Origin of the sequence: Halioglobus sp. HI00S01 (assembly GCF_001635445.1) — a bacterium.
Lineage (GTDB): Bacteria > Pseudomonadota > Gammaproteobacteria > Pseudomonadales > Halieaceae > Halioglobus > Halioglobus japonicus.
Genome location: NZ_LWEE01000001.1, coordinates 52,975 through 75,013, shown reverse-complemented (window position 1 = coordinate 75,013; position 22,039 = coordinate 52,975). Strand labels below are relative to the sequence as shown.

Below are 22,039 nucleotides of genomic sequence, written 5' to 3'. Positions count from 1 at the left end.
AATTTAAAGCAGCGACGTGACCATACAAGGATCGAGGGAAGGATTTGCTGAAAGTTCTGGGCAGCATTGTATCGCGCACCGTCTCCACTCTGGTTGGCGGCCTCCGGGACGTCCTTGAACGGCTCATAGAGCTTCCCCGCAATATCAAACAGGCAGGCCTGTTGGCGCTGGACATGTTCTATGTGTCCGTGGCGATGTGGGCCGCCGTGGCGTTTCGCTACGGCCATACCGATTTCAAGCTCGGCTCAATAGAAATTATGTGCGGCGTGTTCACCCTGCTGGTGAGCGCGGTGATATTCCTGCGCCTGGGCCTGTACCGCGCGGTGATCCGGTTTATGGGCCAGCAGGCAATCTGGGCCATTATCACGGCCGTGAGCTATTCCACCCTGGTGCTCGGCGGCGCGGTATTCTTTGCCCAGGCCGAGGTGCCTCGCTCCATGCCCTTTATCTACTGGGGTCTGGCCATGCTCGGTATTGGCGGCACCCGCTTGAGTGTGCGTGCCTATTACCAGGCCAAGCTGCGCTCCATGTCCGAAAACGTGATTATCTATGGCGCCGGCGCCTCCGGCCGTCAGCTGCTGACGGCGCTGAACCACGGCGACCAGTATCGGGCTGTGTTCTTTGTGGACGACGATATTCGTCTGCAGCACGCCGTTATCAACGGTCTGCAGGTTGCCCACCCCGACCATATTGAACAACTCATTGCCGCTCACGATATTACCCAGGTGTTGCTCGCGGTGCCCTCCGCCTCGCCCGAACGTCGCAAGGAAATCATTAATTCGCTGGTGGGCCTGCCCGTTTATGTGCGCACCGTGCCGCGGATTACCGAACTGGTGGCCGGTGAGGCCAGCGTGAACCAGATTCAGGATATCGACCTGGACGATTTGCTGGGACGTGAGCCCGTGCCTGCCAAACCCGAGCTGATCGACCGCTGTATTACCGACAAGGTAGTGATGGTGACCGGCGCCGGCGGCTCAATTGGCTCGGAGCTGTGTCGCCAGATTCTCACAGCCGCGCCTCGCGAACTGATTCTGCTGGATAACTCTGAATACGCGCTCTACAACATCGAGCGCGAATTGCGCGCCAGCCTTGAAAACGCCGATCTGGAAGTGAATATTGTGCCCCTGCTTGGCACCGTCCAGGATCAGCGTCGTCTGGAGAGCATTTATCGCACCTTTGCCGTGAACACCGTGTATCACGCCGCGGCCTACAAGCACGTGCCAATGGTTGAGTACAACGTGGCCGAGGGTGTTGCCAATAATGTGTTTGGCACCTGGTATGCGGCCGAGGCAGCCCGCAAGGCTGGCGTCGACACATTTGTTCTGATCTCGACCGATAAGGCTGTGCGTCCCACGAATATCATGGGTGCCTCCAAGCGTTTCGCAGAGATGATTCTACAGGGGCTCGCCCAGCGCGATACCCATACCCGTTTCTGTATGGTGCGTTTCGGCAATGTGCTCGGTTCTTCCGGGTCGGTTGTGCCGCTGTTCCGCGAGCAGATCGAGCAGGGTGGCCCTGTTACCGTGACTCACCCTGAGGTGACCCGCTATTTCATGAGCATTACCGAGGCCGCACAGCTGGTGTTGCAGGCCGGGGCCATGGGTACGGGTGGTGACGTGTTTGTGCTGGACATGGGTGAGCCGGTGCGGATTGTGGACCTGGCCCGCCGTATGATCCGCCTGAGCGGTTATGAGATGGATCACGACACCCACGTGGGCGAGCACATCGATATTGAATTTATCGGCCTGCGCCCGGGTGAGAAGCTCTATGAAGAGCTGTTGCTGGGCAGTAACGTGACCGGTACCGGCCACGCCATGATTATGCGCGCTGAAGAGGAGTGCCTGTCCTACGGCCAGGTTCATCACTATGTGTCAGAACTCATGCGCTACTGCGACGCGCTGGATTGCGATGGCATTACCAAGGTGTTGCGGGCTGCGGTGAGTGGTTTCACCGAACACGAGGTACGTCACGATCACCTTTGGACCAAGCAGGGCCAAGTGGGTGAGCAACCGCATGCACCCACCGTGGTGTCCAATGTGAAGGAACTGTTCCCGGAAAAGTCGCCCTGACGTTTTCCGCTATTCCTCGATATCGTCGACGTCGACCTGGCCAGTGAGCCGGCGGCGGATATGTGACCATGACAGTCCCACCGCCAGAATCAACGCCAGCACAATCAATGCCAGCCAGGTGATGGCGCCTGTTGAGTCGATACTCAGCCAGCCCAGGTCTACGAATAGCCAGATTATGCAGCCGAACAGGGCCGCTCCCAGGGTGACTCCGAGCCAGCCCAGGGATAGAAACGTGGCGCGCAGAAAAACAATCCAGGCAATGAGCAGTAGCAGGCCGATGATGGCAGTGATCGGCCCGAATTCGTGGCCTTCGGCCAGCACATAGCTCACATAAGAGAAACTGGTGGGGTTATAGGTGCCGAACACCAACACCGCTGCGAACAGTACCCGCAGCAGAAAACTTCCCCCGTCAAAATCTTTAGCCATAGCGATTCCCTTTTTTTTGTAGAGCTTATTCGAGTCAGGCAGCTTCAAGCAAGCCGCGAACAATGCCGGTGATTTCCGCTTCAGACATGTAGCGGGGTACCGGGTACAGGCTGCCGGCTTCGGCGATGGCCTCCTCTACAATATCCGGCACATCGCCCTGTGTCAGGCCCTTGGGCTTGAGGGGCAATTCCATCTCGACGCGCATGTCGACTATGGCCTGAATAAATTGCTGCGCGAGTGCGGCATCGTCGTCACCCGGTGCGCCAATTCCGACGATACGGGCCAATTGGGCCAGGCGCTCGTGAACACAGGCGCCGTAGTTGGCTAGCACCTCAGGCAGCACCATGGCATTGGCGTTGCCGTGGGGCGTGTGACAGACCCGGCCGAGCTGGTGAGCAATACCGTGAACATAGCCCACCGAAGTGCGACCAAAGGCGGAACCAGCGTAAAAGGCGGCGAGCGCCATGGCATCGCGCGCTTCCAGGTCATCGCCCTGGTGCCAGGCACGAGTCAGGTATTTGAAGATCAGTTTGACCGCTGCGGTCGCCTGGACCTCGGTGGCAGGCGTGGAAGAAGTCGCCACGTATGACTCTACCGCGTGGGTGAGTGCGTCCATGCCTGTGGCCGCTGTAATGCCCGGGGGCATGCCCTTCATAATATCCGCGTCCAGGGCGACGTAGCCGGGCATCAGCTTGCTGTCGATCACCGGGACTTTCTTGTGGGTGTCAGGATCCGAAATCACCGACACATAGGTGATTTCAGAGCCGGTGCCGGCAGTCGTGGGCACAACAAACAAGGGCACGCCGACATTCTTGGCCTTCTGGATACCGTCAAAGTCTTCCAGTTTGCCGGGGTTGGTGTGCAGCAGGGAGATCAGCTTGCCGGCATCGAGCACGGAGCCGCCGCCGACGGCGAGTACCGCGTCGCAGTTCTCGGTGCGCAGGGTGGCTTCGCCGGCCTGGATCTGGTCAAACGCAGGGTCGGGGAATACACCGTCGAAAATGGCGTACGCCGTGCCGTTTTTATCGAGCACGGATTTGATGCCGTCGAGAATACCGGAACCCGCCAGGAAGCTGTCGGTAACGATCAGTACCTTACTGTGGCCCAAAATCGCGAGCTGCTCAGCCAGGGTGTTGGCCGAGCCTATGCCCGAGAAAAGCACCGGCGCCGGGCGCGGCAACAGCCGCAGCAGCCAGGTGACAATAAAGGCGCGGAATTTGTAGTACAGCGATTTCATTATGAGCGTTCCGTATCAGGACAATTGGGCGCCCATCATACGAAACGCGGGGGCATCAGGCCACCTTGCGGGATTTGCCTTTGCGTTGGGTCTTGCGCTGCCAGCGCTCGACACTGGCAAGGCTGCTAATGTCGCCGCGGGCGATGGCCCTGGCCAGATTTTCATTGACGAAACGGGTCATCGCAGCGGTGATCTGGCGGGCCATGCGATTGCCCTCGTGATTGGTGGCCATAATCAGCAGATGGGGGTTGAGCGGATCAATCGGGAGATCCTCATCGCTGCGCTCAATGGCTATGTGCCTGATAGTGGCGCTCAGTTGGTCAGGATGGTTTACACCTTCCTTGAGCATCCGCGCGCTTGCCAGATATTCGAATTCCTCTCGATGACGCCGCGCGGAGACCAGAAAGTCATCGCTGTGAATAACGCTTAGCCAGGGAATGTCATAGGCGATGAGAATATCGAGGGCCTTGAGATGGCGGCGCTGGTATTGCGCCGGATTGCACAGTGCCGCTTCGATTTCCCTGGTCAGGCCGTACATCGAGACGGTGCGCAGCAGGCGGCTGCCCACCAGACGCAGCGCATAGGGCATATCGGCATTGAGCAAACGGTGCTGGACGGTCGTGCTATTGAGTAGCGCCCGCACGCCCAAGTTGAGGCTATTGATCAGTGGTCGAGCGATTTTCCGCTGGAGAAATCGCTGCAATCCCGCGATGTCCTCGTTGCTCCTGGCAATGGTTTCGGCGTGAACCGGATTCAGCTTACCTTGCCGATCCACCTGGTAGGTTTGTTCGAAACCTCCATAGTCCAGGGCGGTTTCATTGCGCCAGTGCGAGACCAGCGATTTAATGTTCTCGCCGGTGTTGGGGCCATCTGCAGGTGACCACGTGGCCAGGTGCACCATGCCCGCCGTGCGCAGGGCATCGACCAGGTCACGGTCGTCGCGGTCCAGGCGCTCGTAAGGCAATGGTTTGCTATCTTCGTCCGGTAGCAGCGATAACAGCAGATGATCCATGATGACGCCGGCGATACTGTGTCCGGCCACGGGCGTAGGACGGCCCTGGCGCCAGTTGCGCAATATGGCCTTGCGCACCGCGAGGGCGTAGTGGGGGAAAATCTCTTCCCGGGGCAAAAATTTCGCCCGACTGCCGCGGTGCAGGGCCGATACCGTCCATGAGCTTGGCAGGCGCACGAGCAGGTTGGCAAAGCTGAACAGACCCAGAAAGCCATGCAGTAACAGTGCGTGAACGCCATTGTCTTCATCGCCCAGGCGGGTCTCGGCCTTGTTCTGAATGCGTTGACCTTTAGCCCGGTACTCGAAGATGGTCTCGTCAAAGTGCAGGGCCTGTTCATCGGCAAACAGATAGACTTTGTTCGCTATCTCCCAGGTCTCCCGCAATAGCCGCAGCGGTGTCTCCATGACGGTTTGCTCAAAAGGGGTGGCCTCTTCCATCTCCAGGCGGCCCAGGGCTTTCAGCTTCAAGGTCCCAGCGACCATCAGGTGAATACACTCGGCGTGGGTGAATACGCCGCGATTGAGGGCAATGCGCAGCGCTCCCTGCGGCTGCTTCAGTAGCGTGGTGGTCGGCGCTGTTTCCTCGAGTTGTGGCGCGTAAGGGCTCAGTGCGCCCAGGCTGCCGTCTTTACCAACGCCACTGAAGATCTGGTGAAACGACATTGTGGCGCCCAGATGACCGCATATCAGCGCCTGATAACGCGCCTGTTCCTGTTGCGCGAGGGCGAGAGCGCGGCGGGGCTTATTGTGGCGCAATGCCTGCTGTGCCGGAGTGAGGTCAATTGGATGACAAAGGCGTTGTATAAAGGCTTCGACCACTTCGGCGGGGGATGCTGAGCGGGTCAGTTTCAGCTTTCTTCGCAGTGCGTTGCTACCGCGCCCATGGCTCAGTCGTTCAGCCAGGGGTTGCAGGAAATTCACCCGCAGCGACTGTTCGGGGCTTTCCCAGCCCGCTTCGCCCGTGGAGTCTTCGAGAAAGAAAAAACGCACGCGGCCCAGCCAGTCGATGGAACGCGCATATTCATCAAGCCAAGTGTTGTAGAGTGCCTTGAGCGTATTGCCACCACCGATGGCTATAGTGAAATACTGCTGCTTGTAGGTGCCCCAGGCGAGTAATCGATCGTGATCGAGCCACTGGCGATAGCGGTCGAACATCAACGCCGCGGTATGGTTTGCAGCTGAGGGCAGATCTGGTGATATGCCCACATGGATCCCGGAATCTTCCTGCACCATGGTAGTGGTAGTGGTGGTGGACATACCTGACAAGCGGGTTTTCATGTCGTCTATCGTCGCACAATTGCCGCGCCCGGACATAGCCTGTCTGGGGTAAATGATTGAGGATGTTGCGCATAGGTTCCTGAACGGTGAAGTGGATTCTCCCTCGTCTAGGCTGAAGCTTTCTCCACCTCAGACCGCGCTAGGCGGCATGCGCTGTGATGGAAGTTACTTCAGGAATGGGCCATTATTTACCTGACGCACTGCACCGGCAATTCGTTGACCTTACTGCTAAAATGCGTGTCGGCTAACAGGATCAATACATGGATGATACTACGAAGACTCGTCCCACCTTACTTCAGCTTATACTGCTGGCGTTCGTCCCTGCGGTGGTGGCGTGCAGCGAAGGAAAAACGCTACAGAACGGCACTGCCTTGGCGCCCCCGCCCGCAGCTAGTGATGAACCTGCACTGGAGAGTTCCCGGCCTGCAGCAGTGGATGCCGTGCGCCTGCTTGCTGCAGATAGCGAGCCGGGAAACTGGATGAGCCATGGTCGTACCTACGCAGAGCAACGCTTTAGCCCGCTGGCTCGTATCAATCTTGATAATGTCGAGGAACTGGGCCTTGCCTGGAGTTTTGATTTCGGCACAGCGCGCGGCATCGAAGCCACTTCTATCGTCGTTGACGGTGTGATGTACACAACCTCTTCCTGGAGTGTGGTACACGCACTGGATGCACGGACCGGTAAGGAATTGTGGACCTATGATCCGAAGGTCGCCCGCGATAAGGTGCGCCACGGTTGTTGTGGTCCTGTAAACCGAGGGGTCGCCGTTTGGGAGGAACAGGTTTTCGTCGGTGTTTTCGACGGCCGACTGGTCGCGCTGGACGCTGCCACTGGCGAGGAAAACTGGTCGGTGGCCACGATCGACCCGAAACTTCCCTATACCATTACCGGTGCCCCCCGCATCATTGACGGCCGTGTGTTGATCGGCAATGGCGGCGCAGAATTTGGTGTTCGGGGTTTTATTGCGGCCTACGCTGCAAGTTCGGGTGAGCAACTCTGGAAGTTCTACACCGTGCCGGGAAATCCGGACGAGCCTTTCGAGAATGACGCCATGGAGATGGCGGCCGAGACCTGGAACGGTAAGTGGTGGGAGCTGGGCGGCGGAGGGGGTACCGTGTGGGACTCCATGGCCTACGATCCGCACCTGGATCTGCTCTATTTCGGTGTCGGTAACGGCGCTCCCTGGAACCGGGAAATCCGCTCTCCCGGTGGCGGCGATAATCTATTTCTGTCATCGATTGTGGCGGTTCGGCCGGATACCGGTGAGTATGTCTGGCACTATCAGACAACGCCGGGTGAAACTTGGGATTACACGGCGACTCAGCACATCATACTGGCGGATATGGAGATAGACGGCAAAACCCGCAAGGTGCTGATGCAAGCGCCCAAGAACGGTTTCTTCTATGTGCTCGATCGCACCGACGGCAGCTTGATCAGCGCTCAAAACTATATCGATCTGAACTGGGCGACCCATGTGGATCTTGAAACGGGCCGTCCGGTGGAAGTTGAAGGGGCTCGCTATGTCGACAATCCTTACATGGTCACGCCCAGCTATCTAGGTGGGCACAACTGGCACCCCATGTCCTTCAGCCCGGACACCGGACTGGTGTATATCCCGGTACTGGATTTCTCGGCCACTTACGGCCAGCCGGAAGAGTTTGTCTATCGTCCCGGGTTTGTCAATACCGGGGCCGATGGTATTGTCGGTAGCCTGCCGGATGACCAGGCCATACGCGACGCGCTGCGCCCTTTGATCAAAGGAAGATTGCTGGCCTGGGATCCAGTCGAACAGCGAGAGGCGTTCAGGGTTGAGCACCGGGGTGCCTGGAATGGCGGCATGCTCACTACCGCCGGCGGGCTGCTGTTTCAGGGTACTTCCGACGGTGAACTTGTGGCGTTCAATGCCGCCACAGGTGAAAAGCAGTGGGCATTCTCAACCCAAACAGGGGTAGTGGCCCCGGCTGTCACGTATGAGATAGATGGCGAGCAGTATGTCTCGGTGAATGTAGGTTGGGGCGGAGCATTTGCACTCGTGTTTGGTGAGTTTGTACAGCCTGAGAGCTTGCCGAATGTTAGCCGCGTGCTCACCTTCAAGCTTGGCGCAGCCAAGGAATTACCGCCGGTGGAATGGAAGTCCGTTGTGGTCTTTAACCCCCCGGAGCGCACCGCTGACGAAGCGACGGAGCGCGAGGGATTCGGCTTGTACCAGGATATTTGCATGGGTTGCCATGGCCTGAATGCGGTTTCAGGCCTGCTCGTACCTGACCTGCGCGGCTCTGCATTGCTTCACACGGCCGATGGTTGGGACAAGGTGGTGCGAGAAGGGCTACTGGCAGAGCGAGGCATGGCTTCATTTGCACGCCACCTCAGTAAAGAACAGAGTGAGGCGATCCGCGCGTATGTGATTTCCCAGGCCTGGCGCGGTAAAGAATTGCAGCAATCGCTGGCCAAAGAAGAGTGAGGCTTTCTCATGCGCTGCGCCTGGGATGGTAGAAATCTGGGCCAGCACTCAGGATGCATCGCTGCTCGCTAGTCGCTCGCGCCTATTGCTGTGGCGGTAGCATATGCCGTGCGGGCGGTTGAACCGGGTTTCAGTCAGGTTTTCTTGTCAGGAAAGGCAACAATGCCCTGCTTAGCTCGACGTTCCTCTGCGGAGGCAGCAAGGCTGGCCTGGGCGTCGTTCAGCAGCGACTCGCGATGATGGACAGACTCTCGTTCGGCGCGATGCAGGCTGTGTGCCTCCAGGTCGCCACTCCATTGTTTGTTCTGTCGGGCAACATGCCGCTCTATCGTCTCCTGTTCTGATTCCGGTCGGAACAGACGATAGCTCAGCCAGCTGAACCCGATGACCAGCAGTATGTTGGTCCACGGACGCGTCCAGGGATAGACGACATAAGTCGTAACGATCAGAACGAGACTCAGGCCGTAAAAGATGCCGGTTAGGGTCTGCATGTTCTTAGCATAGTCGCTTTTCAATCTGATGCACTAGGTGCTGTCTGTCCGAGACAGCGTGTCAACGAAAGTTGAGGACGGGGGGCAACCCGAATCGTAGTATTCAGAGTCCGGGAAGCAGTACCAGGAAACAACAGGCAAAATTTGCCAACGAGGTGACAACATGGCCCTGGGCCTGGAAAACGCGGCACCGCAGTGTGGCGCTGGCGTCGTCGGATACCGCTGGATAGATAACGCAGACCGAGTGAGTCGAGTCTGATATTGCTTTCGCAAAGTGCAGTGCGAACATGGCCACAGCAAGTTGTATTATTCGCCTGATTGCCGCTCACTGAGAACGAATGTGTCCGGTCAAGAATAGCTGATGGCGGCCCGGTCGATGGTCTTTTGTCAATGTCTCGGCAACATTTGTCCGGCAGTATGAGCCGAAGTTCTCCCAAACGGTCCAGTGCTACCAGGTAAAGGCCGCTTCTATTCCATACATGCGCGGCAGGTTGTACTGCTTGCCTGCAGTCTCCAGCACATCCACCAGCGGTACGCCGCCTATGACATAGCGCTCGTCGGTGAGGTTTGTGCCGTAGGCCGTAATACGCCACTGTTCTTCCGGCGACGTCCAAGTTAGCCGGGCGCCCAATGATTCCTGATCGCCTCTGTAAATGCCGGACTCACAGCTGGACTGGTCGAAACAGTTCTCAACCTCCGTGCGATAAGACCATGTAAACAGCGGAGTAATCAGACCAACAGAGGTTTCCCAATTGTACTGTAATGCCAGGTAGTAGATTTGCTCTGGCAGGCGGGGCAGGTCTTCGTCAGAGCGATCAACCAGGCACACATCGATGCCTGGGGGGGTGGCCGGTGCCACGCAAGTGGGGTTATCAAGTGCGCCCGAAGTCACAATGCGCACATCCTCATACTTGTCTATATCGCCCTTGTTAAAGGTGACGTTGGCGATGATCTGCAGGTTGGGAATGGGCAGCAGAATAGACTCGATTTCCAGGCCTGCGATGGTGGACTTCTCGGCGTTAATCGTAGAGCCGGCAATACGGCCGGTGGTGGGGTTAACCGTTACGGTGGTCAGCTGGCGATCCTGGTAATCCGTATAAAACAGCGCGGTGTTGAGTCGCAGGCGTCGGTCCCAGGCGTCCATTTTAAAACCGATTTCATAGTTCCAGACTTTCTCCGGCTTATAGGCATAAATCTCACCGGTGAACACGTCTGTTGTGTCCGAAACACCGCCAGACAAAAAGCCGTTGGCCGCAGTGATATAAGCAGTGCCGTACTCCATGAATCCCGTCTCGCCAAAGTTGCGTTGCAGGCTGACCATGGGCGTCCAGTCATCGTTATCGATTTTCATTGTCTGGTCATACAGGGGGTCGACAGATCCAGGGTCCAGCGGGTCGGTGAGGGAGGGCACAAAGCCATGATGTGGGTTGAAAGACGATGGCCCGTCGGGGAAATAATAGAAATTTCCGCCTTTGAATATGTCGCCGATTCCCGCGATTTCAAGCGGAGGCGTGCCAGTGGATACATCATTGGAGAAGTCCGGCGTTTGGAAAATACGCTGTAGCTCCCGCTCCTCACTGGTGTAGCGCAAGCCCAATGTCAGGCGCCAGTCGTCATTGAAGTTCCAGTCCGCCTGGCTATAAAGTGAATAGGACGTATTTTCGGTGTACAGCGTGGTGGTCTGGTTAATGTAAAAAGCACAGTTACCTGTGGTGCAATCCTCACCGGTAACAAACGGCGGGAGATCGTATAGAGAGCCGAAGAATGGTCCTGAAGGCGATACCGCGGTGCCTGCATCCGTTTCTTCCCAGAAGCCGAAGAAACCGACAATGTAGTCCAACTTGTCGTCAAAGGCCGTGCCAGTGAATTGAAATTCCTGGGAGAATTGATCTGTGGCCCTGAGCTCTGCATCAGCAAAGTCGAAATTGGTCCTGTGAAGAAGTGGAATGCCCGTGCCATCCAGATCATTGGTTTCCCCACCTTCGGTGGTGCGATAAGCCGTAATGCTGCGAAAGCTCAAAGAGTCGTTGATATACCAATCTGCAGTGAGTGCCAGAGATTGCACCTCGGACTCGTAGCGGCCGGGTAAGTCAGACTGTATCGTTTCGGGGCCAAGATCGGCATTGGCCTGACACCAATCTGCGATTGATTGCCCCGTGGCGGGTTCAACAATGGTGGAGTTTTGCAGTGCAGCTTGCCAGCCCGTGCCGTCAATACCCGTCACTACCTCGCAGTCTAGCCCCCTGGCACTCTGGTCGCTGGCGTTATAGTTGTAGTTCAGATCGAATACCAGGTCGTCACTCGCAATCCAGCGCAGTTGTGCCTGGCCGCCATGTCGGTTCACGTCTGTAAATTCATCGCCATCGAGCGAATCATTCCCTGGCGCGCCGCTTAGGTCGTTAGTCATCAGGCCGTCGCGCGATGTGCTGTACAGTGAGAAGCGAGACATTATCGAGTCGCCCACCAGAGGTACGTTAACTGTGAGCTTGCCATCGAGACGGTCGTAATTGCCCACGCGGACCTCTGCGCTGCCTTCAAATACATCCACCGGTTTGTTGGTGGTGTATAGAATGGCGCCGCCCGTTGTGTTCTTTCCAAACAGTGTGCCCTGCGGCCCCCTCAAAACCTGAATACTCTGCAGGTCGACATTATCGAGCACTGCGCCGTCCGGACGCGAAACGTAGACCCCATCGACATAAATGCCCACGCCGGAGTCAAAGTTCACCCCGGTGTTGCGCGCACCAATACCGCGAATAAACACACTGCCTGCACCGCTGGTGCCATTGCCATCACCAGAGTCTACGTTGGGTACTACTTCACTCAGATTGGATATGTCGCGAAGGCCCAGATCCTCGAGGTCATCGCCGGAAAGTGCTGATATGGCGACGGGAGTTTCCTGTAGCGATTCTTCCCGCTTACGCGCGGTGACAATCACCTCTTCCAATACCATTTGGCTGTGCGCCACTATGGGCGACATGCCGGATGTTCCTATAGCGATTGCCAGGGCCGATTTGGATGCGACCACGAGGTTAAACATACGAAACTTGGCGTACATAGGTATTCCCCACCATTTTATAGTTATAAGTAGAGGTTCACCGTCCTAGAGTGATCAAATTTGCTGGTTCGTGCAAGTTTTCATGGTGAATAGCGGCGAAATTAAGCCTTCTTCGAAAATGAACAAAATCAGGGCAAAAGATAGTGGTAAGCGTAGCCGTGATGAACCGTGCGGTTAATGCCGGCCGAAAACGCGTGTCCCGCAAGAAAGTAGTAGTCGTCCGGTGTCAGCGCATCGAAATCCAGAGTGAGCGAGATAAACGACTCTGATGAAATAAAACGTCGTCCGGCCACATTGCCCGCCGAGGCGGCAAGTTTGAGAAAATCGTAGCTGCCAGAGGCAAACAAGGCTTCAGATTCTGGAACGTCTGCAATCTTGTAGCTGTCAAGATAATCGCCGTAACCCCCGTGCGCTTGTACCCGCAATTGCACGCCACGCTGCTCGCTCCAGTCCTTCATTGGCCGTAGAAATCCAGATTCAAACAAATGTTCACGTGTAAGCTCATAGTCTTCTCTGATGCGCGCGGCCATCTCGTCGGTCGACTGATAAGCCGAGTCGGAGGGAATCACCACATTGACGTACTTGGACTCGCCCCGGCTCTTGAAGACCAGTGGCAGATAGGGGGTGATGTCATAGTCGTGCATGCTCTCGAATGTGGACGCGAACACCGAGGACCAGGGTAGTTCACCGATCAACTCAAAACTGTCGATAAACACTGCGCGGGGTTTATAGGGTGCGAGCGAATCCAGCCAGGGATTGGCCAGTGTATCGATATATTCCGCAGCCCCCGCCGGGTCCAGATGGTCCACTACAGGCGATTCCAGGCGGCCGTTGGTATAGGCAGAAGCCGCCACGTTGTGCGCTGTTTTATTCTCGTACAGCGCGAAAATGCGATGTTTGCCAGCGGGAACTTGCCATCGCAAGTTCCCGCCGTCCACGTGTTGAGTCAGGTCTACCAACTGTGTCAGTGTGGGTGGAGCAGTGGCGTCGTCGAGCTTGCCGGCCACAACGGCGTGGAGAACCGCTCCGTCATCAAAGGTGCCAATGGTATTCTTGATCACAAGGTTGGTCAGGCCAACATAGCCCGGTTCGCTTGCCGGTGGCAGCGGAGCGCTATGCATGGCCGGGCCGATCACGTCCATACTGGCTGTCAGTAATTGCTTTTCAGGAAAGCGTTTAATAAATGGCCCGCCACTGGACCAGCCGCTGCCCAACGTGATATCCACGCTCATACCGAGTTCCTCGGCAAGCGACATAACCGTTTTGATATTGTCGAAGTAGGCGGGGCTACCCACCTGATAGATACGCTGTTCCTGGTCGTGCAAATGCTGCTCGGTCATCCCGATCGTTAACGTCTGTAGTTCCACTGCGCGGAACGCCGCTGCGTGCATGCTCCTCAGTTCAGTGCGCAGTTGTGCCGTTTCCACCGCATTGCCTGGCCACCACCAGCGAATAGAGGGGTACATTGAATCGGGTGGGCTTTTCCAAAGGCGCCAATCAAATTGATTGACCTCCTCCTCGGTGCTGGCTGTCCGTGCTTGTGTCCCTTGTAGCAGGAGCAGCCTGCTCCGTCTGGCCGGCACTGATAGCGACAACTCGCCTTTCGGTCCGCTGGTTATTTCCGTCGCGTCGCCGGTTTCAGGATCGAGCAGAAATGCGCGCTCAAATGGCGTGTCCGGTATTACGGTCTGTTGGTAGCCGCTGTTGTGCTCGTTAAACAACAGGACTAACTCGCCGGCCGCGAACCGGCGGCGTTGACTGCGGATCGTCGCGGGTGCATCGCCCACTACACGCAGGCGTGGCAGGACACCTGCTGCATGCAATGTCTCGATCACCTCACTCCCGGATGCCTGTTGCACCTCTTTTGCAAGCTGTGCGCGTTGTTCGCTCACCAACTGATCACGTCGCACGTGGTCGGACCAGCCAATAGCGCGTCTCGGCAAGTCCCCAAGCCAGACAACGGGTATGCCTTGACGCGCAAGCGCGATCACGTTTGCTAGCATGAGGGGGTTGGCCGCGCTCACATTGTCGATGAGCAACGCGCGATACTGTGCTTGGCCGACCTGTAGCAGGCCATTCTGGCCTGTGGCAGTGGTGAGGTCCTCGCGGCTGATACGGTCATAGTCATAGCCCGCTGCGGTTAGTGTTTTGCTAAGCGCTGTCTCGGCGCCATTGGGGTTGGGAGAACCTCCTATAGGGCTTGGGCTATCTACCCATTCACCGTGATTGAACAACCAGGCGATTTCGATATCTGCCTCACCCCGGCTCATGGCATACGTCATGCGCGCCTGGGTGAGATTCAGGGCCGGCATCGCATCCCATGCGGGGCTGTCTTCTCGCGCATTGGTGGTCATCGCGAAAGGACCCGTGGTGTAGTAATCAGAGAATACCGACACAATAAAGGGGTACCACCATCTTTCGGGTGGCTTGGAATAGCCGAAGGTAATTAGCAGGATCGCGCCAGCGACAACGACGGTTCCGACCAAGGCTGAGGTTGCCAGCAACAGTTTCTTCAGGGGAAGGGGGTTCAATATGCACCTATTATTATTGTTGCACCCAGACACCATAGTGCATCGAACAATGCATGCATGCAAATGACTATTGACCCGGCAATGTGGAGCGTGTTCGTTGGCTAGATGGGGCTTCCCGGTTCGTTGATTTATTTGTAGTCGCAGCAGCGATCTACCGGGCAAAAAAAAAGCCCCGAAGCAATGCTTCAGGGCTTTTTCAGAATTTGGCTCCGCCTGCTGGGCTCGAACCAGCGACCCAATGATTAACAGTCATTTGCTCTACCAACTGAGCTAAGGCGGAATTGATCTCGTCAGAGGCCGCGTATATTAATGATGGAGGGGGGGATGGTCAACACCCCGAATCGAATTATTTAAGATTCTTTTCGAGGGTCGAAAACAGGCTGCAATTCCGTCCTATGTGGATGATAATTAACGGCTATTTTTTGATCGCAAGAGCTGTCCACGATGTCGCGTCCCTTCAAAGTAGAGTCCAAGTTCGAGCCCGCTGGCGACCAGCCGGAGGCGATTAGTCAGTTGGTGGAAGGGGTGCAGGCGGGGCTGGCCTCCCAGACCCTGTTGGGGGTGACCGGGTCGGGTAAGACCTTCACCATGGCCCAGGTGGTGGAAAAGCTGCAGCGGCCCACCATTGTCATGGCGCACAATAAGACACTGGCGGCCCAGCTCTACGGCGAATTCAAGGAGTTCTTCCCCAATAACGCGGTGGAATACTTTGTCTCCTACTACGACTACTACCAGCCCGAGGCCTATGTGCCGTCTTCGGATACCTTTATTGAGAAAGACGCCTCGGTGAACGACCACATCGAGCAGATGCGGCTATCCGCCACCAAGGCGTTGATGGAGCGCGATGACTGTCTGGTGGTGGCCACGGTATCGGCGATCTATGGCCTGGGTGATCCCGAGTCCTACTACAAGATGCGTATGCACCTGTCCCGCGGGGAGATTATTGACCAGCGCAAGATTCTCCGGCACCTGGCGGAGCTGCAGTACACCCGCAACGACGTGGATTTCTCCCGTGCCACCTACCGGGTGCGCGGCGATGTCATCGATATCTTCCCGGCAGACTCCGAGCGAGAAGCAGTGCGTATCGAGCTGTTTGACGAGGAAATCGAGAACATCTACCTGTTCGACCCCTTAACCGGAGCTGTCGAGGCCAAGATACCCCGGATTACGATTTTCCCGAAAAGCCATTATGTTACCGAGCGCGATGTTATGCTGCGCGCGGTAGATCAGATCGAGGCAGAACTGGAAGTGCGGCTCGATCAACTCAAGGATCTCGACAAACTTGTTGAGGCCCAGCGTCTGGCCCAGCGGACCAAGTACGACCTCGAGATGATTCGTGAACTGGGTTACTGCCAGGGGGTGGAAAACTATTCCCGCTATCTGTCTGGCCGTGCCGCCGGTGAGCCGCCGCCGACGCTGTTTGAATACCTGCCCGATAATGCGCTGGTGATTGTCGACGAATCCCACGTAACCATTCCCCAGATCGGCGCCATGTATAAAGGTGACCGGTCGCGTAAGGAAACCCTGGTGGAATACGGTTTCCGGCTGCCATCTGCCCTGGATAACCGGCCGCTGCGTTTTGAGGAGTGGGAGCGCTTGGTGCCCCAGGCAATCTTCGTCTCGGCCACGCCAGGCAAGTATGAGGACGAACACGCCGGACGGGTGGTGGAGCAGGTGGTAAGACCCACCGGGCTGCTTGATCCCGAGCTCGAAGTGCGACCTGCGACCACCCAGGTCGATGATTTGCTCGGCGAAATCCGGACAACTGTGGAGCGGGGCGAGCGTGTGTTGGTGACCACCCTGACCAAGCGCATGGCGGAGGACCTCACCGAGTACTTGAGCGACCACAGCGTGCGCGTGCGCTACCTGCACTCCGATATCGATACCGTGGAGCGGGTCGAGATTATTCGCGATCTACGCCTGGGTGAATTCGACGTGCTGGTGGGCATCAATCTGTTGCGGGAAGGTCTGGATATGCCTGAGGTGTCGCTGGTGGCTATTCTGGATGCCGACAAGGAGGGCTTCCTGCGATCGGATCGCTCGCTTATCCAAACCATTGGCCGGGCGGCGCGAAACCTCAATGGTCGCGCAATTCTGTATGCCGACAACATTACCGGCTCCATGGAACGGGCCATGGCCGAAACGGAGCGTCGCCGGCAGAAACAGCTCGCCCACAATGCTGAGCATGGCATTACCCCGAGGGGCGTGGAAAAATCGGTTCAAGACATCATGGAAGGTGCCCGGCGCATGCCCACCAAGGGCAAGGCAAAGGCCAAGAAGGTGGCGGAGCCCAAGCTCGCCTTTGGGGCCGAGATCGCCAGCCTGTCACCGGCGGCCCTGTCGCGCAAACTCAAGCAACTGGAAGACCAGATGCAGGAGCATGCCAAGAATCTGGAGTTCGAGGAGGCCGCTGCGCTGCGCGACCAGGTCGCCGAGATCAAGCAGCAGGCCTTCCTCTTGGAGGCCTAGTTGGCGGCCTCCTTGGCCATCACGCTTTCGAAGTAGGCTTGCGCTTCTGGCGTGGCAGTCATTTCCAGGGTTTCCAGCTCGCCCTCATCGTTGCGCCAGCTGACGAAACTCAGCTCGTTATTCGCGGGTGTGGCGGTGGCCTCGTGCTTGCTGACCACTTTTTCCTTGGCGGCGCACATTTCTTCGCGAATGGACTCTGCCCCATGAAAGTCGCCGCGAGCGAGCATCTCTATCAACTCCCGCTTACGCGAATCATTGGCTGGCACCTGGGCCTCAGGCTGGTGCGGGCGGGGGCGTTTGGGAATAGCAACAATAGCCATATTCTGATCCTCCTTTGGTCATAAGAATCATCCTAAGGAGGCGGCAGGATGGCGCACATGGCAGCCGGCGACAGGATCATGGCCGTCAACGCCATGGAATGGGATAACGTGCATTGCGGATCAGGTTGCGTGGTCTATATTCAGAGAGGAAAGCAACTTTCCGCAAGACATTCCAAGGAGTTATCAATGCTGAAATACACCAAGTTGTTAGTGGCTGGAGCCTTCGCGTGCATTGCGCTTGGTGCCCAGGCGGCTGACAAGCCCAACATCCTCGTCGTATGGGGTGATGATGTTGGCCAGTCCAATATCTCTGCCTATACCAAGGGGATGATGGGCTACACTACGCCCAACATTGACCGCATCGCCAAGGAAGGCATGATTTTTACCGACTACTACGGTGAGCAGAGCTGTACCGCTGGTCGCTCATCTTTCATCATGGGACAGTCGGTTTTCCGCACCGGTCTGAGTAAGGTCGGATTGCCGGGTGCAGACCTGGGCATGCGGGAAGAAGATCCCACCATTGCCGGTCTGCTCAAAAACCACGGTTATATGACGGGGCAATTTGGCAAAAATCACCTTGGGGACAAAGACGAACACCTGCCCACCAACCATGGTTTCGACGAGTTCTACGGCAACCTGTATCACCTCAATGCAGAAGAAGAGCCCGAAAACTACGACTATCCGGATGACCCTAGTTTCCGCGAGCAGTTTGGCCCGCGAGGTGTGATTCGCTCTTTCGCCGATGGCAAGATCGAAGACACCGGCGCACTCACCAAAAAGCGCATGGAAATTGTCGACGACGACACTGTGGCGGAAGCCCTCAAGTTTATTGAGAAGGCCGTCAAAGTCGACAAGCCGTTTTTTGTCTGGTGGAGCGGCACGCGCATGCATTTCCGCACCCATGTCTCTGATGAGAAGCTGAAGTGGTGTCAGGAGACGTATCCACGTCGTGGTCGCGATCCTTACACCTGCGGCATGTTGGAGCATGATGCCCACATTGGCCTGTTTCTGGAGAAACTGGAAGAGCTGAATATCGCGGAAAACACCATTATCTTTTATTCCACTGACAACGGGCCTCATATGAACACCTGGCCCGACGCTGCCACGACGCCGTTCCGCGGTGAGAAAAACACCAACTGGGAAGGCGGCTGGCGAGTGCCGGCCATGGTGCGCTGGCCTGGCAAGATTGAGGCTGGCTCCGTGTCCAATGAGATCATGCACCACATGGACTGGCTGCCCACGTTCCTGGCCGTAGCCGGTGAAGCAGACGTAAAAGACAAATTGCTCAAAGGCCACCGAGCGATTGGTCGGCGCTACAAGGTGCACTTGGATGGCTACAACTTCCTGTCATTCCTCACCGGTGAAGAGACTGAGACACCGCGTAACGAGATCTTTTACTTCTCTGATGACGGTGACCTGACCGCTATGCGCTATCGCGACTGGAAACTGGTATTTATGGAGCAGAAAACCCAGGGTGGTTTCCGGGTGTGGATGGACCCCTTCGTGCCTCTGCGTGTGCCCCTGATCTTCAATCTGCGCCGCGATCCGTACGAACGCGCGCCGCTCACTTCCAATACCTATTACGACTGGCTGCTGGACCGCGCTTATTTACTTGTGCCCGCACAGGCTTACGTAGGGCAGTTCCTGGAGACATTCAAGCAGTACCCGCCGCGCCAGAAAGCGGCGAGCTTCTCGCTTGATGAGGTGATGGACAAACTGACTGATCCCGGCGGTCCGCAGTGACGGACAACGGTAATTGATCAAGGGCCTCTTCTGAGGCCCCTTTTCTTGGTCCAGTGTCAGCGATTGTCGCTTACCAGGCTTAGCCGCCATCGCCGGGCAGTGAGAGCGTAAACCGTACACCGCCGGCCACGTTGTCCGCAAAAACGCGGCCTTCATGATACTCCGCAATCAGTCTCACCACGTGCAGGCCCAGGCCCAGATGCACTTCACCGGCGTCGCCTTTGCGCAATGACACCATGGGTTCGAACAGCCGATCGCGCAGTTCGTTCGGCAGCGGCGGACCTTCGTTGCTGATCGCTATCCGCCAGTGGTCATCGGCTGCCTCCAGGCGAATCACAATCGGTGTCTGCAGTGGCGCAAATGAGGCGGCATTGTCGAGAAGTTTATCCAGCGCCTGGGCGAGTAGTTCGGGTGCGGCACAGATGTTTGCCTGCTCGCTGCCGGTCTCGAAGCGCACCGTATGCCCGCTATGTACGTCAGCGTAGGCCGCGCTGATCTCCTGCAGGAACGGCACCAGATCGAGGTCCCGACGCGGATTACTGCGCACGCTTTCTTCCAGACGATTGGCTTCGCTCATGGCCGTTAGAATGGCTTTGAGTCGGTCCAGCCCTTCTCTCGCCCGCAACTGGTAAGTCTGGTGCTGCTGCGGTGAGGCGTCGGTGTGCTCCAGGTTTTCCAGTGACGACTGAATCACGGCAATGGGGGTGCGTAGCTCGTGGGCAAGCTTGCGGCTGAGGGTGCGCAGGTAGTCATTGTACTCGCGCAGTTTGGCCAGCAGGTCTGCATAGGCACGTGATAATTCGCCGATTTCGTCCTGTGCGCGACTGCGGGGAAACACGCCCTGGATAGAACCGTCGTTGGCGATCACAGTGTGTGCGGCGCGATTGAGCCGGCCAATGCGGAATGACAACACACTGGCATAGCCCAGCAAACCCAGCACGCCGGTGCCCAGTGCCAGCAGGCTATAGCCCAGTAGCCGGCTAAAAGCCTGGTCGGTAAGCGAAAGGTATTGCTCGCCACTCTGGCTGACGATGACGGCGCCTATCGGCTGCTCGGCACCCTCCACGGGGGCGGTCGCCAGTAAAAGGTTGCGGTTGGCATTTCGCGGATCGCGAAAGCGCAGGTTCTCGGCGGTGCCTGCCAGGGCCTCCTCAATCACCGCTGGTGGGGCCTTGCCCGGCGTCTCGCTTTGTGGCGGCACCGGCAAGGTTTCCTCGGCGAGAATGCTGCGATACAGCAGCCGTACTAACCAGAACGTATTGCCGTCGGCGCGATGGCTGATGGCGCCGGCGCTGGCCAGCTGCCAACCGTCACGGTCCACTACTTGAATATTGACCTGTTGTTTGTCGAACAGGGAGAGGGCGGCCTGCAGGTTATCGCTGGTGTAGATCAGCCAGGGTGGTGAGCTTGCGCGCAGGGGCCGGATGTTGCCCAGGGTGACAACGTTGCGCCCTTCGCCGTGGCCCACGTCATTGATATACAGCCCCAGGCGGCCACCGGTCATGGCCATCGGCATCTCCACTTCGATCGTGTAACCATCGACGGCATCCTGCCAGTAGCCGCGAATTTTGCCGGGGTCCATGCCGCGGGTGCGACGACTCGCGGCGCGTGCACGCACACTGCCCGGGGCAGCTGTGGCAATCACATAGTCCTGGCGCCAGTCGGCCTGCCAGGTGCGAATCACCAGCCGATCGCCATTGGGTTCTGGAGAGAGGCCTGGGTTGTGGTACACCACCTCGTTGTCTTTGACTTGTACCAATAACAGTAGCCGGTCGTCGCGGGTCAGGGCCTTGATGGAAAGTGCCAGCTCAGTGTTCTGACTCTGCAGTGTCAGTGCCGGTGTTTCTTCCCAGCCCTCGGCATAACCATCGATGGCGATGGGCAGCGTCGCGGGATGAGCGTGAACGCTGGGGCGCTCTTCAGCAGGCGCGCTGAGTCGATCGGGATAGGGGTAGATAATCTGGGTGTCTGCCCCCACCACCGCGGCCACGGCCTGGGCGGTGGCCTGTAGCGTCTGGGCCTGACCATGGCGCAATGCGCCTTCCATCTCGCGGACGAACTGGCAGCCCGCCCAGGGCAGTGTGAGCAATAGCAGGGCGACAACAATCAGTTGCCGGCGCAGGCTGAATGTCAGCCTTTCCATCGGTAGCCCACACCGTAGGCGGTTTCGATGTTCTGGAACGTGTCATCGACGGCCTGAAATTTGCGTCGAATCCGCTTGATGTGCGAGGTAATGGTATTGTCGTCGAGAACCACATCGGCGCTATTCATTAACTGCTGCCGCGATTTCACATGGCCCGGGTGGCGAGCCAGGGCGTAGACCATCCAGAACTCTGTCACGGTAAGCTCTACCGGCTGGTGGTTCCAGCGAACCGTCATCCGTTCACGGTTGAGTTCAAGCTTACCTTGACGGATTACATCATCTTTCTTTTCCGGGCTGGCCAGCGCGCGAACCCGTCGCAGCAGTGCATGGATGCGCGCCACTAACTGCGCTTGGCTGATGTCCTTGGTGAGATACTCATCCGCCCCCAGGCGCAGGCCCGAGATAATGTCGAGTTCCGAGTCGCGCGCCGTTAGGAATACAATCGGCAACTCTGCAGAGCGCACCCGCAATTCCCGGCACAGCTCGAAACCACCTTCCATTTCGTCGCCCAGGCCCACATCAATAATCGCCAGATCCGGCAATGCCAGGGCAAAGGCGCTCGCCGCCTGCTGGCGATCGGCGTAAAGCTGGACGGCGAAACCCTCGCGTTCCAGGTGGTCGCGGTAGTTGGCGGCAATGGCCGGCTCGTCTTCGACAATGGCAATCTGTTGTGGCATGTCGCGATGGTTTCAAATATCCGGTGCCAGCTCAAGCGGCTGCCACAATTCATCATAATTCATCGCTGCATCGCCACGCTTCAATCGTGGTTTTGCCACGGTGGCGATTTTCAATACAGGTTCCCT

General features: G+C 57.4%; 13 protein-coding genes and 1 tRNA gene. 4 read left to right on the top strand and 10 right to left on the bottom strand.

The annotated features are described in order from the left end of the window. Nucleotides 1-44: 44 nt before the first annotated feature. A complete protein-coding gene (locus tag A3709_RS00330; RefSeq protein WP_082849776.1) occupies nt 45-2,069 on the top strand; it encodes a nucleoside-diphosphate sugar epimerase/dehydratase in 2,025 nt (674 codons plus the stop codon). Nucleotides 2,070-2,078: 9 nt separating this feature from the next. Here the strand turns inward: A3709_RS00330 and A3709_RS00325 are convergent, their stop codons facing one another. Genes A3709_RS00325 through A3709_RS00315 form a run of 3 tightly spaced genes read right to left on the bottom strand, consistent with a single transcriptional unit; the run spans nt 2,079 to nt 6,022 of the window. Then, nucleotides 2,079-2,495: a DUF6524 family protein gene (locus A3709_RS00325; RefSeq protein WP_066048803.1), complete on the bottom strand. Its 417-nt coding sequence runs from the start codon at nt 2,493-2,495 to the stop codon at nt 2,079-2,081. Between the two features lie 34 nt (nt 2,496-2,529). Continuing rightward, a complete protein-coding gene (locus A3709_RS00320) occupies nt 2,530-3,732 on the bottom strand; it encodes an iron-containing alcohol dehydrogenase (protein ID WP_066048319.1) in 1,203 nt (400 codons plus the stop codon). A gap of 55 nt (nt 3,733-3,787) precedes the next feature. Beyond that, on the bottom strand, nt 3,788-6,022 hold the full coding sequence (locus A3709_RS00315; protein WP_197484015.1) for a 6-phosphogluconolactonase: 2,235 nt from the start codon (nt 6,020-6,022) through the stop codon (nt 3,788-3,790). A 260-nt stretch (nt 6,023-6,282) separates the two neighbouring features. Here A3709_RS00315 and A3709_RS00310 point away from each other — a divergent pair, with 260 nt between their 5' ends. Continuing rightward, nucleotides 6,283-8,484: a PQQ-dependent dehydrogenase, methanol/ethanol family gene (locus tag A3709_RS00310; protein WP_066048313.1), complete on the top strand. Its 2,202-nt coding sequence runs from the start codon at nt 6,283-6,285 to the stop codon at nt 8,482-8,484. Between the two features lie 134 nt (nt 8,485-8,618). On the opposite strand, the gene A3709_RS00305 is transcribed toward A3709_RS00310, so the two are convergent. The 4 genes from A3709_RS00305 to A3709_RS00290 form a co-directional block, all read right to left on the bottom strand. Next, nucleotides 8,619-8,975: a hypothetical protein gene (locus A3709_RS00305; RefSeq protein WP_066048310.1), complete on the bottom strand. Its 357-nt coding sequence runs from the start codon at nt 8,973-8,975 to the stop codon at nt 8,619-8,621. Between the two features lie 448 nt (nt 8,976-9,423). Then, nucleotides 9,424-12,030: a TonB-dependent receptor gene (locus A3709_RS00300; RefSeq protein ID WP_066048307.1), complete on the bottom strand. Its 2,607-nt coding sequence runs from the start codon at nt 12,028-12,030 to the stop codon at nt 9,424-9,426. A gap of 128 nt (nt 12,031-12,158) precedes the next feature. Next, nucleotides 12,159-14,561 carry a glycosyl hydrolase gene (locus A3709_RS00295; protein ID WP_197484014.1) on the bottom strand — a complete coding sequence of 801 codons (2,403 nt, stop codon included), beginning with the start codon at nt 14,559-14,561 and terminating at the stop codon, nt 12,159-12,161. Between the two features lie 204 nt (nt 14,562-14,765). Further along, a tRNA-Asn gene (locus A3709_RS00290) sits at nt 14,766-14,841 on the bottom strand. Between the two features lie 164 nt (nt 14,842-15,005). Here A3709_RS00290 and uvrB point away from each other — a divergent pair. Then, entirely contained in the window at nt 15,006-17,030 is a 2,025-nt protein-coding gene (uvrB, locus tag A3709_RS00285) for an excinuclease ABC subunit UvrB (protein WP_066048301.1), read from the top strand. Here the strand turns inward: uvrB and A3709_RS00280 are convergent. After that, nucleotides 17,027-17,350, bottom strand: coding sequence for a hypothetical protein (locus A3709_RS00280; protein ID WP_066048296.1), 324 nt, complete (start codon nt 17,348-17,350; stop codon nt 17,027-17,029). The genes uvrB and A3709_RS00280 overlap by 4 nt on opposite strands. A gap of 186 nt (nt 17,351-17,536) precedes the next feature. Here A3709_RS00280 and A3709_RS00275 point away from each other — a divergent pair, with 186 nt between their 5' ends. Further along, entirely contained in the window at nt 17,537-19,093 is a 1,557-nt protein-coding gene (locus tag A3709_RS00275; RefSeq protein WP_066048293.1) for an arylsulfatase, read from the top strand. 79 nt (nt 19,094-19,172) lie between these two features. Here the strand turns inward: A3709_RS00275 and A3709_RS00270 are convergent, their stop codons facing one another. Beyond that, nucleotides 19,173-21,236, bottom strand: coding sequence for an ATP-binding protein (locus A3709_RS00270; protein ID WP_066048289.1), 2,064 nt, complete (start codon nt 21,234-21,236; stop codon nt 19,173-19,175). Next, nucleotides 21,224-21,913: a proteobacterial dedicated sortase system response regulator gene (gene pdsR, locus A3709_RS00265; RefSeq protein ID WP_066048287.1), complete on the bottom strand. Its 690-nt coding sequence runs from the start codon at nt 21,911-21,913 to the stop codon at nt 21,224-21,226. The genes A3709_RS00270 and pdsR overlap by 13 nt, the downstream gene beginning before the upstream one ends. Nucleotides 21,914-22,039: the final 126 nt, after the last annotated feature.

Coding starts and splice junctions, on each gene's coding strand:
- A3709_RS00325 (WP_066048803.1), bottom strand. CDS start 2,495: ATGGCTAAAGATTTTGACGGGGGAAGTTTTCTGCTGCGGGTACTGTTC.
- A3709_RS00320 (WP_066048319.1), bottom strand. CDS start 3,732: ATGAAATCGCTGTACTACAAATTCCGCGCCTTTATTGTCACCTGGCTG.
- A3709_RS00315 (WP_197484015.1), bottom strand. CDS start 6,022: ATGAAAACCCGCTTGTCAGGTATGTCCACCACCACTACCACTACCATG.
- A3709_RS00310 (WP_066048313.1), top strand. CDS start 6,283: ATGGATGATACTACGAAGACTCGTCCCACCTTACTTCAGCTTATACTG.
- A3709_RS00305 (WP_066048310.1), bottom strand. CDS start 8,975: ATGCAGACCCTAACCGGCATCTTTTACGGCCTGAGTCTCGTTCTGATC.
- A3709_RS00300 (WP_066048307.1), bottom strand. CDS start 12,030: ATGTACGCCAAGTTTCGTATGTTTAACCTCGTGGTCGCATCCAAATCG.
- uvrB (WP_066048301.1), top strand. CDS start 15,006: ATGTCGCGTCCCTTCAAAGTAGAGTCCAAGTTCGAGCCCGCTGGCGAC.
- A3709_RS00280 (WP_066048296.1), bottom strand. CDS start 17,350: ATGGCTATTGTTGCTATTCCCAAACGCCCCCGCCCGCACCAGCCTGAG.
- A3709_RS00275 (WP_066048293.1), top strand. CDS start 17,537: ATGCTGAAATACACCAAGTTGTTAGTGGCTGGAGCCTTCGCGTGCATT.
- A3709_RS00270 (WP_066048289.1), bottom strand. CDS start 21,236: ATGGAAAGGCTGACATTCAGCCTGCGCCGGCAACTGATTGTTGTCGCC.
- pdsR (WP_066048287.1), bottom strand. CDS start 21,913: ATGCCACAACAGATTGCCATTGTCGAAGACGAGCCGGCCATTGCCGCC.